Source organism: Pseudomonas sp. PA-1-6B (assembly GCF_021609545.1).
In the GTDB taxonomy this organism is placed as follows: Bacteria; Pseudomonadota; Gammaproteobacteria; order Pseudomonadales; family Pseudomonadaceae; genus Aquipseudomonas; species Aquipseudomonas fluorescens_BV.
This window is the reverse complement of record NZ_WJZM01000069.1, coordinates 1-15,055: the sequence shown is the minus strand read 5'-3', so window position 1 is coordinate 15,055 and position 15,055 is coordinate 1. Positions and strand designations below refer to the sequence as shown.

The window sequence follows — 15,055 nt, the reverse complement described above, 5'->3', positions numbered from 1 at the left end:
CAGGCTTTCGAAAATACAGGCATTCTGCATGAAGGCCAAATGACAGATCATGCAAATAACCAACATACAGATGGTTCAATAATTCGTAAGATATTGAAAATAAACATAAAAATAATTTTTATAAACCTGGCACGGGCGCTGCAATAACCAAGGCAACCTTCTAACCCGTACAAGGAATTGAAAAATGACTGATATCAACAAAGAATCGATCTCCGTACTGAACGACCTGATCGAGACCAGCATCGACGGCCAAAAGGGTTTCAAGGAATGCGCTGAAGACATCAAGCATCCAGAACTCAAGGCCCTGTTTGCAAAGCGCTCCGCTGATTGCGCGACAGCCGCTGCTGAACTGAAAACTGCTGTGCGTGCCTTGGGTGGCGATCCTGAAGATTCCGGCAGCATGGCCGGCGCCTTGCACCGTGGCTGGGTCGACGTGAAGTCGATGGTCACCGGCAAGGACGAAGAGGCCGTATTGAACGAAGCCGAGCGCGGTGAAGACCACGCACTGAAGGCTTACAAGGAAGCGATCGAGAAGATCAACAAGCACAACCTGGTGGGCATTCGTGACTTGGTTGAGCGTCAGTACCACGGTGTACAGCGTAACCACGACCAGGTAAAAGCCCTGCGTAACCAGGCTCGCGCTCAGTCGTAAGACCTGAGGTAAGACCTACGCTGGACCTAGTGTGGGAGCGGGCTTGCTCGCGAAAGCGGTGGATCAGTCACTGTTGTATTGGCTGATACACCGCAATCGCGGGCGAGCCCGCTCCCACATTTTTTTATGCAAAGGCTGGAATGTAGATCAGCCGATGCTGATTGGCGGCAGCTCGGTCAGGGTCACGACTTGCTGTTTGCGTGGCGCCAGAATTTCCGCCTCGCCATCGACTACCAACTCATCACGCTGATTGAACACCCGAGTGGCAATGCGCACGCGAAACTTCGGCAGTTTCTCGAGGATTTCCAAGCGCACGGTCAGGGTGTCGCCGATCTTCACCGGTTTCTGGAAGGTCATTTGCTGGCCGATATAGATCGTGCCTGGCCCAGGCAACTCGCAGGCCACCGCCGCGCTGATCAGCGCGCCGCTGAACATGCCGTGGGCAATCCGCTCCTTGAACATGGTCGCCTTGGCGTATTCAGCGTCCAGGTGCACCGGGTTGTGGTCACCCGACATGGCGGCGAACAGCTGGATATCGCGCTCTTCGACGGTTTTGCTGAAGCTGGCAGTCTGGCCCACTTCAAGCGCTTCGTACGGGGTGTTGGTTACCTGGGTCATCTCAACGTGCATCCTGTGGCTTAACGGTAATTAATCGGCTGATTTTAAAGCAAAAACTATTCGCAGCGGGTGGGCCTGCGCAACGCCAGCGCCTGGTCGAGCCAGGTCAGCAGGTCGGCGGTGACTTCATCACGGTTGGTTTCGTTGAATACTTCATGGCGCGCCTGCGGGTAAAGCGTCAATTGCACGTCCTGGCAACCGGCCTCACGCAGGGCGTGGGCCAGGTGCTTGAGACGCTTGCCTTCACTCACCGGATCACGATCGCCGCCCATCACCAGGATCGGCAGGCCGGGATCAATCTGCGCCAGGTTGGAGACTTTGCTGATCTGCTGCAAGCCGCCCAACAGGTCGATCCACAGTTGATTGGTGCAACGAAAGCCACAGAGTGGGTCGTTGATGTAGTTGTCCACTTCAACCGGGTCGCGGCTGAGCCAGTCAAAGGCGGTGCGATTGGGTTTGAAGGCTTTGTTAAATGAGCCGAACGACAAGAAGTCGATCAACGCACTGCGCGCTCGCAGGCCTTGGCGTGCACGCTCGATGCGCGCAATGATTCGCGCTGCACGGTAGAGGGCCACCGGCTGGAAATTCGAGCCGCTGAGTATTGCGCCATGCAAGCTGGCGCTGTGATGCAGCAAGTACGCCTGGGAGATATAGCTGCCCATGCTGTGGCCCAGCAAGATGATCGGCAGCCCGGGGTGCTGTTGGCCGATGTGCTGATTAAGGCTGGCCAGATCGCCCACGACTTTGTTCCAGCCATCCGTTTCAGCATATAGCCCAACGGTGCCGGCCTCGGCGGTACGGCCATGCCCACGCTGGTCCAGCGCATATACGCCATACCCTGCGCCACACAACGCCTGCGCCAGGCGCGCATAGCGACCGCCGTGCTCGGCCATGCCATGGGAAATCATCACCACGGCCCTGGGCGGGCCGTCGGGCATCCATTGGTTGACGTACAGACGGGTGTGGTCGTTCGCGGTCAGCCAGAAGGTGCTGTGGTTCATGGCGGCTTCCTTTGCTCAGGGTGGTGGCATTGTATAGCTCATCCGGCGTGAGGCGGGGTATCTGCCTACGCCTTAGGTACAAGATTCATACAATCAATGACACAGTTCAGCGTCTTGCCTGTTTGGCCATAGCTGCTAACTTCCCCAAAGCTCCGCTTCTTATTGCTGCACATCTGCATGGCAGCGGCCGGACACACTCAGGTAAAGAGGACAAGAATAATGCAACCTGATTTCTGGAATGACAAACGCGCGGCGGGAGTCCCCAATGCCATCGACCTCAGCACCTACAAGTCGGTGATCGAGGTCTTCGAGCGTTCCTGCAAGACCTTTGCCGACCGTCCGGCATTCAGCAGCATGGGCATTACCCTCACCTACGCCGAGCTTGAGCGCCAGAGTGCGGCGTTTGCCGGTTACCTGCAGCAGCACACCGACCTCAAGCCCGGCGAGCGCATCGCGGTGCAGCTGCCCAACGTGCTGCATTACCCGGTTGCGGTGTTCGGCGCACTGCGCGCCGGGCTGATCGTGGTCAACACCAACCCGCTTTATACGCCGCGCGAGATGCGCCATCAGTTCAAGGATGCCGGTGTGCGGGCGCTGGTCTACCTCAACCTGTTCGGTTCACGTGTGCAGGAGGTGTGCACCGACACGGAGATCGACTACCTGATCGAAGCCAGGATGGGCGATTTCATGCCCGCCGCTAAAGGCTGGCTGGTCAACACCGTGGTCGACAAGGTGAAGAAGATGGTCCCGGCCTATCACCTGCCACGGGCGGTGTCGTTCAAGCGCGCCCTGCGCATGGGCGCGGGCCTTGGAGTGACGCGCCATCCGGTGACCCTGGACGACGTCGCCGTGCTGCAATACACCGGCGGCACCACTGGGCTGGCCAAGGGCGCGATGCTCACTCACGGCAATCTGGTGGCGAACATGCAGCAAGTGCGGGCGTGCATGTCGCAACTGGGCGACGACGGCCATCCGCTGATCAAGGAAGGGCAGGAGGTGATGATTGCACCGCTGCCGCTTTACCACATCTATGCCTTCACGGCCAATTGCATGTGCATGATGGTCTCCGGTAACCACAACGTGCTGATCACCAACCCACGGGACATCGGCGGGTTTATCAAGGAGCTCAAACAGTGGCAGTTCTCCGGCCTGTTGGGGCTCAACACACTGTTTGTGGCGCTGATGGATCACCCGGATTTCAAGACCCTGGATTTCTCCCACCTGAAGATTACCAACTCTGGCGGCACCGCCCTGGTCAAGGCTACGGCGGAACGCTGGAAAGCGGTGACCGGCTGCGCCATCGGCGAAGGCTACGGACTCACCGAAACCTCGCCAGTGGCCAGTACCAACCCCTATGGAGGCCTGTCGCGCCTGGGTACCGTGGGCATCCCGGTGCCGGGTACGGCGATGAAAGTCGTGGATGACCTGGGGCAAGAACTGCCATTGGGCGAGCGCGGCGAGCTGTGCATCCAGGGCCCACAAGTGATGAAGGGCTACTGGCAGCAACCGGCCGCCACCGCCGAAACCCTGGACGCCGATGGCTGGTTGAAGACCGGTGACATTGCGGTGATCGACACCGATGGCTATATCAGTATTGTGGATCGCAAGAAGGATTTGATCATCGTCTCGGGTTTCAACGTGTACCCCAACGAAATTGAAGACGTGATCATGGCCCACCCGGCCGTGGCCAACTGCGCCGTGATCGGCGTACCGGACGAGCGCACGGGGGAGGCGGTAAAGCTGTTCGTGGTGGCGCGGGCCCAGGGGGTGAGCCTCGAGGAACTGAAGGCGTACTGCAAGGCCAACTTCACAGGGTACAAGGTGCCCAAGCATATTGTGTTGAGAGAGTCGTTGCCGATGACGCCGGTGGGGAAAATTCTGCGCCGGGAGTTGCGCGACATCGCTTGAATTGAAATAGGGTACAAAAATGTGGGAGCTGGTTTGCCCGCGATAGCAGTGTTTCAGTCGCCTGTTGAATTGACTGATCCACCGCTATCGCAGGCAGGCCAGCTCCCACACTGTATTTTTCGCCCTTGAGAGCCTGTTCTAGAGCCATTTCTGGCGTTATAGAATTTTTGCTCTAAAAGTGACCATTGGATGTTCTTGAGTCATGTTTATGACTGTAGGGCCCTCTTTTGGCTCTAGGCGGCCCTTGGCAAAGCTGCTACTCTCGGCGCGCTTTGTGACTTCTAGGCCTGCTTGAAAGCGCCAGACTCACCTAAAAACATACACCAATAATAATCGCATCAAATGCGATGATGAATTCGCGTCGCTGAGGAGTGGGCTTCCATGAATGAAGACTTTTGGAAGGATAAGTACCCCGCCGGGATTGCTGCACAGATCAATCCAGACGAGTATCCGAATATTCAGGCGGTACTGAAGCAGTCCTGCCAGCGCTTCGCCAACAAACCGGCTTTCAGCAACCTGGGCAAGACAGTCACCTACGGTGAACTGTACGAATTGTCCGGCGCATTCGCCGCGTATCTGCAACAGCATACCGATTTGAAGCCTGGCGATCGAATCGCCGTGCAACTGCCCAACGTTCTGCAATACCCCGTCGCTGTATTCGGTGCGATCCGCGCCGGCCTGATCGTGGTCAACACCAACCCGCTGTACACCGCGCGGGAGATGGAACACCAATTCAATGATTCGGGGGCCAAGGCCCTGGTTTGCCTGGCCAACATGGCGCACTTGGCTGAAAAAGTCGTGCCCAAGACCGCCGTCAAGCACGTGATCGTCACCGAAGTTGCCGACCTGCTCTCGCCGTTCAAGCGCGTGCTGATCAACAGCGTGATCAAGTACGTGAAGAAAATGGTCCCGGCCTATCATCTGCCCCAGGCCATCAAGTTCAACGACGTACTCGCCAAGGGCCATGGCCAGCCGGTCAACGATGCCAGCCCGGCCAGCGGCGATGTAGCCGTGTTGCAATACACCGGCGGTACCACCGGCGTGGCCAAGGGCGCGATGCTGACGCACCGCAACCTCGTCGCCAACATGCTGCAATGCAAGGCGCTGATGGGCTCCAACCTCAACGAAGGCTGCGAGATCCTGATCACGCCGCTGCCGCTCTACCATATCTATGCCTTCACCTTTCATTGCATGGCGATGATGCTGATCGGCAACCACAACATCCTGATCAGCAACCCGCGCGACCTGCCGGCGATGGTCAAGGAACTGTCGAAGTGGAAGTTCAGCGGCTTCGTCGGCCTCAACACCCTGTTCGTGGCACTGTGCAACAACGAGGGTTTCCGCAAGCTGGACTTCTCTGCGCTGAAGGTCACCCTGTCGGGCGGCATGGCGTTGCAACTGGCTGCGGCGGAGCGTTGGAAGGCTGTGACCGGCTGCGCTATCTGCGAAGGCTACGGCATGACCGAAACCAGCCCGGTGGCCACGGTCAACCCGATCCAGCACATCCAGATCGGCACCATTGGCATTCCGGTGCCTTCCACCGCGTGTAAAGTCATCGCCGACGACGGCACCGAGCTTGCACTGGGCGAAACTGGCGAGTTGTGTGTGAAAGGTCCGCAAGTGATGAAGGGCTACTGGCAGCGTCAGGACGCTACCGACGAGATGCTTGACAGCGAGGGTTGGCTGAAGACCGGCGACATCGCGATCATCCAGCCAGACGGCTACATGCGTATCGTCGACCGCAAGAAGGACATGATTCTGGTCTCCGGCTTCAACGTCTACCCCAACGAGCTGGAAGACGTGCTGGCGGGCCTGCCGGGTGTGCTGCAGTGTGCGGCTATCGGCGTACCGGATGAAAAATCCGGCGAGCACATCAAATTGTTCATCGTGGTCAAGCCAGGGGCTACCCTGACCAAGGACCAGGTGATGGAACACATGCGCGCCAACGTTACCGGCTACAAAGTGCCCAAGGCCGTCGAGTTCCGTGATGCGCTGCCGACCACCAACGTGGGCAAGATCCTGCGGCGTGAATTGCGTGATGAAGAACTGAAGAAACTCGGTCTTAAAAAGTAACCCATAAAAAACCCCGCCGATGCGGGGTTTCTTATGAGGGCGCTGGCGAAACACTTACCCCCTGTGGGAGCTGGTTTGCCTGCGATAGCGCTACAGCAGCCACTGCTGTATCGCCTGACTCACTGCCATCGCGGGCAAGCCCGCTCCCGCAGGGTTACCAGGGTTACAGCACGAACTGCGCGAAGCTCACACCCGCACCGGCGGGGCGTACGTCCTTCAAGAACGAGTCCTTATCCGCGCTTAGCTCCAGCGTAATCTCTGGCTTGCGCTTGCCCGCATTGCGTACCACCAGCCCTTCGAGTTTTTCACGCAGGAACACGGTCGGCACCTTCAGGTGCAGCAACTGGTCGGTGTCGGCGTTGTGCATCAACAGGTGGATCCACTCGTACTGGCCTACGGCAATACGCCCCACCGGCAGGTCGAACCACCAGATGTTGCGTTTGCGGTCCAGGTCGGTGAAGTGGCAGTTGTTGACGCCGAGTACGGCACCGCCCAGTTCCTGGTTTCTGCGGGCAATGGCCTGTGCTTTATTGAGTTTCATAACCTTCCTACGGGATCTGTTATTCAGCGTTGCAGCCTGAATGTGCCGGGCATTCTCGTGGGTTGGCTGCAAAACATAAAGCCAAACCTGCCGCTTTCGATGAAATGCTTGCGCAAAAATAATTGAAACTCTGCCGCTGCGCTTCAGGTCAACCGCTACGTAGTGACCAAAAACCATTTGATTGTTATCAGGAGTAATACCATGAGCAGCACTTCCGATAAGGTAAAGGGCTTGGCGAACGAAGCTGTCGGTAACATCAAGCAAGGCGTCGGTGAAGTCACAGACAATGACAAACTGCGTGCTGAAGGCATGATCCAAGAGAAAAAAGGCGAAGCTCAGCAAGCAGTGGGCAAGACCAAGGACGCAGTGAAAAAAGCCACTGAGTAACACGTCCTGGCTGGCTGACCCCAGCAGCCCGACGGCCATCCACGGATGGCCGTTTTTGTATCCGGTGCTGCAACTAAACTTTCGAAATTGTTTCAAAGTCGCCAAATGGGCTACTTTGATGTAGAAAACGGCCCCTGAGTCGCCCACGAACTCAACCTCTTTTGCGGCGAAAGGAGACGCTATGCTTTTTCCAGTACTCGATGGTCTCAAGCTGCACAAGGTGCTGGTACGCACCATCAAGGAATTCGTCGATGACGAGATGCCTACCTACGCCTCGGCACTGGCCTACCAGATGCTGTTCTCTTTGTTTCCGTTCCTGCTGTTCCTCATTGCCCTGATCGGCTTCCTGCATTTGCCCGACTTCTTCAGTTGGCTGCGCCTGCAATCGGAGCTGGTGTTGCCTCCCCAGGCGCTGGAACAGGTCAACCCGGTGATCGATCAGTTGCAGCAGTCCAAGGGCGGCTTGCTCTCGGTGGGTATCGTTATCGCCCTGTGGACGGCCTCTGCGGGCGTGCGCCTGATGATGAGCGCCATGAACGCCGCCTACGATGTAGTTGAAGGTCGGCCGATCTGGAAGCGTTTCCCGCTGTCGATTTTCTACACCGTGGGTATCGCCGGCATGCTGCTGGCGGCCGCCGCGCTGATGGTGCTGGGCCCGCAAGTCATGGAGTGGCTGGCCGGGCAGATCGGCATGCAGGAATTCGTGGTCACGCTGTGGACCATCCTGCGCTGGCCGCTGATTGTGATCTTGCTGATGTTCGCCGTGGCCCTCATGTACTACGTGATGCCGGACGTCGAACAGGAATTCCGCTTTATCACCCCCGGCTCCGTCTTGGCCGTGGTGGTATGGATCGTCGCCTCCCTGGGCTTTGGCTACTACGTCAAGACCTTCGCGGACTACAACGCCATGTATGGCAGTATCGGTGCGATCATTGTCTTGCTCCTGTATTTCTACATCTCTGCCGCCGTACTGCTGCTGGGCGCGGAGATGAACGCGGTGATCGAGCATATGTCTGCCGAGGGCAAGGACCCCGGTGAGAAGGAAATAGGCGAGCCGGGCCACACCGATGAAAAACAACACGTCTCAGGCTTAGGCCGGGACCACTCCAAGCCTATGACCGAGCCTGAACAATGATCCGTGAAATCCTGAAAATGGGCGACGAGCGCCTGCTGCGTATCGCCCCGCCGGTGCCGCCGGAAATGTTCGACAGCCCGGAGTTGTGGCAACTGATCGACGATATGTTCCAGACCATGGAGCACGTGGGCGGCGTTGGCCTGGCGGCGCCGCAGATTGGCGTGGACCTGCAACTGGTGATCTTCGGTTTCGAGGCCAGCGAACGCTACCCGGACGCGCCGCCTGTGCCGCAGACCATCTTGATCAACCCGCTGATCACACCGCTTAGCCCGCTGCAGGAAGAGGGCTATGAAGGTTGCCTGTCAGTGCCCGGCCTGCGCGGCGCCGTGAACCGTTACCAGCAGATCCGCTACGAAGGGTTCGACCCCAAAGGCGAGCCGATCGTACGTTTTGCCGACGGCTTCCATGCGCGGGTGGTGCAGCATGAGTGCGACCATTTGATCGGCCGGCTGTACCCATCGCGGATTACCGACTTCAGCAAATTCGGATTTATTGAAGTGATGTTCCCGGAGCTGGACCCAACGGCTGACGAATAGCCCTTCTGAACCCACAGTTCAACTGTGGGAGCAGGCAAGCCAGCTCCCACATTGGATCAGTGTTTATTCAGGACTGGGGCATTGAGCCCCATCGCAATCATCGGTTTATTGCGCTTGTAACGCACCAGCCGCTCACTCAGCGATTGCGGCAAAACCGTGTCCTGGCTGAACCCCATGCCCTGATACAACCCTTCCAGGTCCGGATGGCACAGCAACCAGACAGTCTCCTCACAACCTGCCACGGCCTCTTCAATCAGTCGCGCCGCCAGCTGCTGGCCACGATAAGTCGGCGCCACAAACACCCCCGTCAGCCACTGCCCACCCATCACCGGGCTCAAGCACAAGCCGGCCACGATCTCGCCATCTCGCACTACCCACAAACGGCCGCCCTTGAGCGCTTTCATCGATGAATTGTGGCTGCGGTAAAACTTGTTCAGCAGTGGCCATAGAGGCTCGGCCAGCGGTTCGATGTGCAATGGGGGCATGGGGTTCAGACAAGCGTTATCCAGGGCAGGGGATTATAAGCGCCTTCTGCCGGGCAATAGGTGGTATACCCAGTGCTACATCCCCTGTTAGTGGAGCATGCATCATGGCCAAAGGTATGGATTCAAAGAAAGCCGCGAAGAAAAAACCGGCAAAGACCGCGGATGAAAAACGCGCGGACAAGAAGACCAAAAAATCCGAAGCAGGCCTTTTCGGTCACTGAGTTACACGCTTAGAACCAAACGATCTGCAAGATTTTCCCGCCTCATTGCACAGAGCAGGAAACACCTGCTCTGAGCTGCCGATGGCCAATTACCTTGATCCGACCCACCGCCGGGAAATCGAAGCCCTGGCGACGACCTTTGTGGCAAGAACCGAGTGGCCGACCTGGCTGCTGTTGATCAGCGTGTATGCCGGCTGGTTTGCGGTGATCCTTGGCAGCCGGTGGCTGGGCCTGTGGCTGAGCATGTTGCTGCTGATTCCGCTGCTGACCCTGTGGCTATCGGTGCAGCACGAATTGCTCCACGGCCACCCGACCCGTTCGTTATGGCTGAATAAACTCCTCGGCTATGCCCCTTTCGCGGTGTGGTATCCCTACACGCTGTACCGCGATAGCCACCTGTTGCACCATAACGATCATGACCTGACCCTGCCGGGCATCGACCCGGAAAGCCGCTACCTCAATCAGCAGCAATGGAACAACAGCTCGCTGTTCGAACGTGGCGTGCATTGGCTGACCAAGACCGTGTTTGGCCGCTTCCTGCTGGCTGCGCCGTTGGCCATTGGCCGGTTGGCACGTCACGAGTTTCAACGCCTGCCCCAGGTATGGCCGATGTGGCTGGCCCACGGCGCCGTCACTGTGCTGATGCTGAGTTTCATCGCCTACTACAGCGCGCTTGCGGTATGGCATTACCTGCTGCTGGTCAGCGTGCCAGCCTTGTCCCTGGCCTCGATCCGTTCCTTCTATGAGCACCGCCCCCATCCCCGGCCGGAACAGCGCACAGTGCTCAACGAAGCGTCCTGGCCCTGGGCCTGGCTGTTTCTCAACAACAATCTGCACCTGGTGCACCACGATCTGCCGATGTTGCCGTGGTACCTGTTGCCCAGGGTGTACCGTGCCCGGCGCGAGCAGTGGCTGGCGCGCAGCGGTGGTTTCCTGGTGCAAGGGTACGGCCAGTTGATCAGCCGCCACGGCCTCAAGGCCATCGACAGTCCCCGGCACCCGTTTGCCTGAGAGGCGACCATGAGTGAGCACTACGCTGACCTGTGCATGTACGTTGCGCCCGAGCCCATCCAGCAGGCCAATCAACACTGGCTGGCGCGCATCCTCGAGCGCTTGAAGCTGCATCGTCTTGATGCCGACCACCTCGACTTGCCCGGCCTGTGGCTGGCGCCGCAATTGCTCGTCAGCCAAACCTGCGGCTACCCGCTGATGACCCAACTGCGCGGCCAGGTGCGCATCATTGGGCGCCCCCGTTACGAGTTGGCCCACAGCAGCCACGGCGAACATTGCAGCCTGCTGTTGACTCGCGCTGACAACCCGCGTACCCGCCTGGCGCAGTTCTACCAGAGCCGCGGCGTGATCAACGGCCACGACTCCAACAGCGGTATGAACCTGCTGCGTGACTGCCTGGCGCCGTTGCAGCGCGACGGGCGTTTCTTCGCCAGCGTCGGCATCAGCGGTGCCCATCGCGAGAGCTTGCGCTGGCTGCGTGAAGGCCGCGCCGACCTCGCCGCCATCGATAGCGTCACCTACGACTACCTCGCCCGATTCGCCCCCGAAGAGGTCGCGGGCCTGCGCGTCATCGCCCGCAGCGCGCCGAGCCCGACTTTGCCCTACATAGGCGCGCTGGGCTTGAGCGATGCGCAGGTAGCGCAGATTCGTGAGGCGATGAACCTGGCGTTGCAGGACCTGCCGCAGGTGGCGCAAACCCTCGGTGTGCGAGCTGTGCTTCCTGCCAGCGAAGATGACTACCAGGTGGTGTTGGATTACCAGCGCAAAGCCGCCAGCATCGGCTATCCGGTACTTCAATAAGGTTATATAAAAATACGTTTTAAATATTATTAAAGCATAAGAAGCTTTGCTAGGATCGCTCCACCGGAACACCGGACATACCGCGCAACCTACTCAGAAGGAGCCACTATGTCCGGCGCCGATCGTGCTCACAGCGACTACGTGGGCTCACTGTTTCGCATTCATTACCCTTGGCTGTGCAGCCGCTTGCACCGCTACCTCAACTCCCGTGCCCACGCCGAAGACATCGCCGTCGACGCGTTTGTCCAGCTCTTGAGTGCACCCCAGGTAGCGCCGATACGACAGCCCCGCGCATTGCTTACCACCATTGCCCAGCGCCTGGTGTACCAGGTGTGGCGCCGGCGTGACCTGGAGCGTGCCTACTTCGCTGCGTTGGATGACGATGCAGCCTGCACCGAGGATCGGGCCCAGGTACTCGAAGCCCTGCAAGCCATCGATCTATCGCTCGACCGCTTGCCGGCCAAGGTCAAGACGACGTTCCTGTTGTCTCGCGTCAACGGCCTGACTTACCCCCAGATTGCCGCCGAACTGGGGATTTCCCAGCGCTCGGTCAGTGACTACATGGCCCGCGCTGTTACCGGCCTCGAATCCCACACTGACGGTGCTCACTTTGAATCTGAATCGAACCACCAAGAGGCAACTTATGAAAGCAATCAGACACCTGCTGGGCAGTTCGCTGCTGGCATTGGCGGTACTGGCGCAACCCACCTCGGCGGCCGAACCTTCCACGCTGCGCATCGGCTACCAGAAAAGCTCGGTCAGCATGGTGCTCGCCCGTGAGCACAAGCTCTTCGAAGCCGCACTGCCGGGCACCCAGGTGCAGTGGACCGAATTCCTCGGTGGCCCGCCGCTGATCGAAGCGCTCAACGCCGGCAGCCTGGACATCGGCAATATTGGCGATATCCCGCCGATCTTTGCCCAGGCGGCCGGGATCGACTTGCAGTATTTTGCCGTCGAGCCCAACGAGGGCAAGGCCGAAGCAGTGCTGGTGCCCAAGGCCAGTACCGTGCAGAACGTGGCCGAACTCAAGGGCAAGCGCGTGGCATTGCTCAAGGGCTCCAGTGCGCACAACCTGTTCCTCAAAAGCCTGCTGCACGCCGGGTTGCAGTGGAAGGATGTGAACGTGGTGTACCTGTCGCCTTCCGACGGCCGCGCCGCGTTCGAACAAGGCAAGGTGGACGCATGGGTGGTGTGGGACCCGTACTACTCGGCCGCCGTGATCGACGGCTCGGCACGCGTGCTGCGGGACGGGCAAGGGTTGAACCCTGCGGGCAGTTTCTTCGTGGTCAACCACCCGTTTGCCAAGCAGCACCCAGAGGCCATCGCCACGATTATCCAGACGCTTGGCAAGGCGCAGCGCCTGTCGCTTGATCAGCCTGACGCGAGCATCACGCTGATGGCCGGCACCCTGGGCCTGCAACCGGCGGTGGTCAAAAGCTACTTCGAACATCGCTCGCCCGAGCCGATCCGCCCCTTGGCGGCCATCGACATTGCCAACCAGCAACGCACCGCCGACCTGTTTTTTGCCAACGGCCTGATCCCGAAAAAAGTCGATGTGCAGCAGGCTGTCTTCAAGCCCCTTGGTCATCCATGAGCCAGACCGCTAAACCGATCAGTGTGGGAGCTGGCTTGCCTGCGATACAGACACCTCGGTGTATCAGATGAGCCGAGGTGTCTGTATCGCAGGCAAGCCAGCTCCCACAGGTTCAGATCGCAGCCAGGGTCTCTTTCATTGTCTGGGCTGGCGAAGCAGTGGCCTTCGCCGCCACCTGCTGCTGTTGCTGCTCCTTCAAACGCTCGGCCACTTGTTTGGCGATGGCGTCTTGTTTGTCCTGGGGCATCGCCTGCACCTGTTCTTCGGTCAGTCCTTGTTCCTTGAGTAACTGTTCACGAATACGTTCGGCTGGGGTCTTGCTCATGTATTCGGTGAACTCGGTACGCGCCCCATTAGTTGTGGCCTGTAACTGCACGCGGGTCTTGGCGAAGGCTTCGTCGATGCGATCGCTGGCCTTGTCCAATTCCCTCTGCGCGGCGGGCACTGTCACGCTGTGTTGCGCAGCCTGCAGGGCGCCGCTGTACAGCGCACTGGCGGCGGCGTTGGCGGGGTCCATGTCGGGTCGCGTGATCTGTTGCACGTTCGACGCCGCTTGAGTGTTGTTAACCAGCATGATCGTTCACCTATGAAAACAGACGGTGCGACAGCTGGAGCAAATACTGTGCCGGTTGCCAGACCCCAGTGTTTACCGGGGCTGGCGTCGTCGGCGCGGCAAGCCTTCTCCTTGTGCGGCCAACCGTTGCCGTCAGTGAGCGATGTTCTCCAGCGCCAGGTTGCGCGTGCGGGGCCCAAACCAACTGATGGTAATCATCACGATCAACATGCTGCTGGCAATAAACGCCAACACGCCCGGCGTGCCCAGGTGCTCGAGGATAAAACCGATCAACAGGCTGCTGAACACCGTGGATAAACGGCTGAACGAATAGCAGAACCCGACCGCCCGCGCACGGATATTGGTGGGGAACAATTCGCTCTGGTACGAGTGATAACTGAAGCTCAGCCAGGCATTGCAGAAGGTGATCATCACCCCGCAGAAAATCAGCCCTAACGCTGTGGTTTGCAGGGCAAACAGGCTGCCGAAGATCACTGCACCCATGGCCGAGCCGACAATTTGCCACTTGTTCTCAAAGCGGTTGGCCACCTTGACGAACAACAGCGGGCCCAGCGGGTAGGCGAGGGTGATGATGAAGGCGTAGAGCAGGCTGTGGGTCACGCTGACACCCTGGCCCGAGAGCAAGGCCGGCAGCCAGTTGCCAAAGCCGAAGAAGCCGATGGCCTGGAACACATGGAACACGATCAGCATCAAGGCGCGGCGACGGTAGGGTGGCTGCCAGATGTCGGCGAAACGGCCATTGCCCTGCACGCTGATCGCTTCGGGTTCCGGTTCGTCCAGCGGCTTGCCGTGATCCTTTTGGCAGCGTGCCTCCAGGTTGTTCAGGATCGTGTCGGCCTCTTCGAAGCGTCCCTTTTGTGCAAGCCAGCGCGGTGACTCCGGCAGGCGCTTGCGCAGTTGCCAGATAAACAGCGCAAACACCGCACTTGAGAGCACCACCCAGCGCCAGCCCGCGATACCGAACGGCGCCTGTGGCACCAGCCACCACGACATCAACGCCACGGCCGGCACCGACAGAAACTGGATAAAAAACGCAAAGGCAAACGCCGAACTGCGCATGCGCTTGGGCACCAGCTCCGAAAGGTAGGCGTCGATGGTCACCAGTTCGATGCCAAGGCCAATGCCCACCAGAAAGCGCATGCAGATGATGCCCACGGCCGAGGTCTGGATGCCCATCAACACTGTGGCCACTGTGTACCAGACCAACGCAAAGGTGAAAATCGCGCGTCGCCCGAAGCGGTCAGCGATGGGGCTGAGCAGGCTGGCGCCGAGGAACAGGCCGAGGAACGTGGCCGAGGCGAAAGCGGCTTGGTCCGAAAAGCCGAAAACACCTTCGCTGCCGGTATGAAAAATTCCGTCGTTGATCAGGCCAGGGCTGATATAGGCGGTTTGGAACAGGTCATACAGCTCGAAAAAACCGCCGATGGAGAGCAACGCCACCAGGCGCCAAATAGTGGCGACGGCGGGCAGGCGGTCGATGCGGGCGCTGATGTGGGCGGCGCGGGTGGGGTCTGAGAC

Annotated in this window: 16 protein-coding genes; 10 read left to right on the top strand and 6 right to left on the bottom strand. The window is 59.1% G+C overall.

The annotated features are described in order from the left end of the window. Nucleotides 1-184: 184 nt before the first annotated feature. A complete protein-coding gene (locus GIV35_RS24025; protein ID WP_003193748.1) occupies nt 185-652 on the top strand; it encodes a ferritin-like domain-containing protein in 468 nt (155 codons plus the stop codon). 147 nt (nt 653-799) lie between these two features. On the opposite strand, the gene GIV35_RS24020 is transcribed toward GIV35_RS24025, so the two are convergent. Further along, nucleotides 800-1,270 (bottom strand): MaoC family dehydratase, encoded by a 471-nt coding sequence (locus GIV35_RS24020; RefSeq protein ID WP_003193747.1) that lies wholly within the window; start codon nt 1,268-1,270, stop codon nt 800-802. A 56-nt stretch (nt 1,271-1,326) separates the two neighbouring features. Then, nucleotides 1,327-2,271: an alpha/beta hydrolase gene (locus GIV35_RS24015; protein WP_236264641.1), complete on the bottom strand. Its 945-nt coding sequence runs from the start codon at nt 2,269-2,271 to the stop codon at nt 1,327-1,329. A 219-nt stretch (nt 2,272-2,490) separates the two neighbouring features. Between GIV35_RS24015 and fadD2 the strand changes: the two genes are divergently transcribed. After that, nucleotides 2,491-4,179 carry a long-chain-fatty-acid--CoA ligase FadD2 gene (gene fadD2 / locus GIV35_RS24010; RefSeq protein WP_054918241.1) on the top strand — a complete coding sequence of 563 codons (1,689 nt, stop codon included), beginning with the start codon at nt 2,491-2,493 and terminating at the stop codon, nt 4,177-4,179. 381 nt (nt 4,180-4,560) lie between these two features. Continuing rightward, the gene (gene fadD1 / locus GIV35_RS24005; RefSeq protein WP_200648295.1) at nt 4,561-6,252 is read left to right on the top strand and encodes a long-chain-fatty-acid--CoA ligase FadD1; all 1,692 of its coding nucleotides are present in this window, start codon (nt 4,561-4,563) and stop codon (nt 6,250-6,252) included. 163 nt (nt 6,253-6,415) lie between these two features. Here the strand turns inward: fadD1 and GIV35_RS24000 are convergent, their stop codons facing one another. After that, nucleotides 6,416-6,793 (bottom strand): hypothetical protein, encoded by a 378-nt coding sequence (locus tag GIV35_RS24000; protein ID WP_034134348.1) that lies wholly within the window; start codon nt 6,791-6,793, stop codon nt 6,416-6,418. Between the two features lie 201 nt (nt 6,794-6,994). Here GIV35_RS24000 and GIV35_RS23995 point away from each other — a divergent pair, with 201 nt between their 5' ends. From GIV35_RS23995 to def, 3 genes are all read left to right on the top strand, one after another. Then, entirely contained in the window at nt 6,995-7,180 is a 186-nt protein-coding gene (locus tag GIV35_RS23995) for a CsbD family protein (protein WP_105228116.1), read from the top strand. A 181-nt stretch (nt 7,181-7,361) separates the two neighbouring features. Further along, nucleotides 7,362-8,315 (top strand): YihY/virulence factor BrkB family protein, encoded by a 954-nt coding sequence (locus GIV35_RS23990; protein WP_032895581.1) that lies wholly within the window; start codon nt 7,362-7,364, stop codon nt 8,313-8,315. Beyond that, nucleotides 8,312-8,851 carry a peptide deformylase gene (gene def, locus GIV35_RS23985; protein WP_034128513.1) on the top strand — a complete coding sequence of 180 codons (540 nt, stop codon included), beginning with the start codon at nt 8,312-8,314 and terminating at the stop codon, nt 8,849-8,851. The genes GIV35_RS23990 and def overlap by 4 nt, the downstream gene beginning before the upstream one ends. Before the next feature lie 56 nt (nt 8,852-8,907). Here the strand turns inward: def and GIV35_RS23980 are convergent, their stop codons facing one another. After that, the gene (locus GIV35_RS23980; protein ID WP_105228114.1) at nt 8,908-9,336 is read right to left on the bottom strand and encodes a GNAT family N-acetyltransferase; all 429 of its coding nucleotides are present in this window, start codon (nt 9,334-9,336) and stop codon (nt 8,908-8,910) included. Between the two features lie 302 nt (nt 9,337-9,638). On the opposite strand from GIV35_RS23980, the gene GIV35_RS23975 reads away from it, so the two are divergent. From GIV35_RS23975 to GIV35_RS23960, 4 genes are all read left to right on the top strand, one after another. Beyond that, nucleotides 9,639-10,568 (top strand): fatty acid desaturase, encoded by a 930-nt coding sequence (locus GIV35_RS23975; protein WP_213153329.1) that lies wholly within the window; start codon nt 9,639-9,641, stop codon nt 10,566-10,568. A 9-nt stretch (nt 10,569-10,577) separates the two neighbouring features. Beyond that, the gene (locus GIV35_RS23970; protein WP_213153330.1) at nt 10,578-11,369 is read left to right on the top strand and encodes a phosphate/phosphite/phosphonate ABC transporter substrate-binding protein; all 792 of its coding nucleotides are present in this window, start codon (nt 10,578-10,580) and stop codon (nt 11,367-11,369) included. Between the two features lie 108 nt (nt 11,370-11,477). After that, the gene (locus tag GIV35_RS23965; protein WP_329609902.1) at nt 11,478-12,149 is read left to right on the top strand and encodes a sigma-70 family RNA polymerase sigma factor; all 672 of its coding nucleotides are present in this window, start codon (nt 11,478-11,480) and stop codon (nt 12,147-12,149) included. Beyond that, nucleotides 12,055-12,963, top strand: a complete 909-nt coding sequence (locus GIV35_RS23960) for an aliphatic sulfonate ABC transporter substrate-binding protein (protein WP_233475361.1) — start codon at nt 12,055-12,057, stop codon at nt 12,961-12,963. Before GIV35_RS23965 ends, GIV35_RS23960 begins: the two co-directional genes overlap by 95 nt. Nucleotides 12,964-13,075: 112 nt before the next feature. Here the strand turns inward: GIV35_RS23960 and GIV35_RS23955 are convergent, their stop codons facing one another. After that, nucleotides 13,076-13,537 carry a hypothetical protein gene (locus tag GIV35_RS23955; protein WP_096144832.1) on the bottom strand — a complete coding sequence of 154 codons (462 nt, stop codon included), beginning with the start codon at nt 13,535-13,537 and terminating at the stop codon, nt 13,076-13,078. 132 nt (nt 13,538-13,669) lie between these two features. Further along, the coding region (locus GIV35_RS23950) for an MFS transporter (protein ID WP_236491443.1) at nt 13,670-15,055 on the bottom strand (1,386 nt) is incomplete at its 5' end.

Bases quoted from the DNA above. Each gene is read 5' to 3' on its own strand.
- GIV35_RS24025 (WP_003193748.1), top strand. From the start codon at position 185: ATGACTGATATCAACAAAGAATCGATCTCCGTACTGAACGACCTGATC.
- GIV35_RS24020 (WP_003193747.1), bottom strand. From the start codon at position 1,270: ATGACCCAGGTAACCAACACCCCGTACGAAGCGCTTGAAGTGGGCCAG.
- GIV35_RS24015 (WP_236264641.1), bottom strand. From the start codon at position 2,271: ATGAACCACAGCACCTTCTGGCTGACCGCGAACGACCACACCCGTCTG.
- fadD2 (WP_054918241.1), top strand. From the start codon at position 2,491: ATGCAACCTGATTTCTGGAATGACAAACGCGCGGCGGGAGTCCCCAAT.
- fadD1 (WP_200648295.1), top strand. From the start codon at position 4,561: ATGAATGAAGACTTTTGGAAGGATAAGTACCCCGCCGGGATTGCTGCA.
- GIV35_RS24000 (WP_034134348.1), bottom strand. From the start codon at position 6,793: ATGAAACTCAATAAAGCACAGGCCATTGCCCGCAGAAACCAGGAACTG.
- GIV35_RS23995 (WP_105228116.1), top strand. From the start codon at position 6,995: ATGAGCAGCACTTCCGATAAGGTAAAGGGCTTGGCGAACGAAGCTGTC.
- GIV35_RS23990 (WP_032895581.1), top strand. From the start codon at position 7,362: ATGCTTTTTCCAGTACTCGATGGTCTCAAGCTGCACAAGGTGCTGGTA.
- def (WP_034128513.1), top strand. From the start codon at position 8,312: ATGATCCGTGAAATCCTGAAAATGGGCGACGAGCGCCTGCTGCGTATC.
- GIV35_RS23980 (WP_105228114.1), bottom strand. From the start codon at position 9,336: ATGCCCCCATTGCACATCGAACCGCTGGCCGAGCCTCTATGGCCACTG.
- GIV35_RS23975 (WP_213153329.1), top strand. From the start codon at position 9,639: ATGGCCAATTACCTTGATCCGACCCACCGCCGGGAAATCGAAGCCCTG.
- GIV35_RS23970 (WP_213153330.1), top strand. From the start codon at position 10,578: ATGAGTGAGCACTACGCTGACCTGTGCATGTACGTTGCGCCCGAGCCC.
- GIV35_RS23965 (WP_329609902.1), top strand. From the start codon at position 11,478: ATGTCCGGCGCCGATCGTGCTCACAGCGACTACGTGGGCTCACTGTTT.
- GIV35_RS23955 (WP_096144832.1), bottom strand. From the start codon at position 13,537: ATGCTGGTTAACAACACTCAAGCGGCGTCGAACGTGCAACAGATCACG.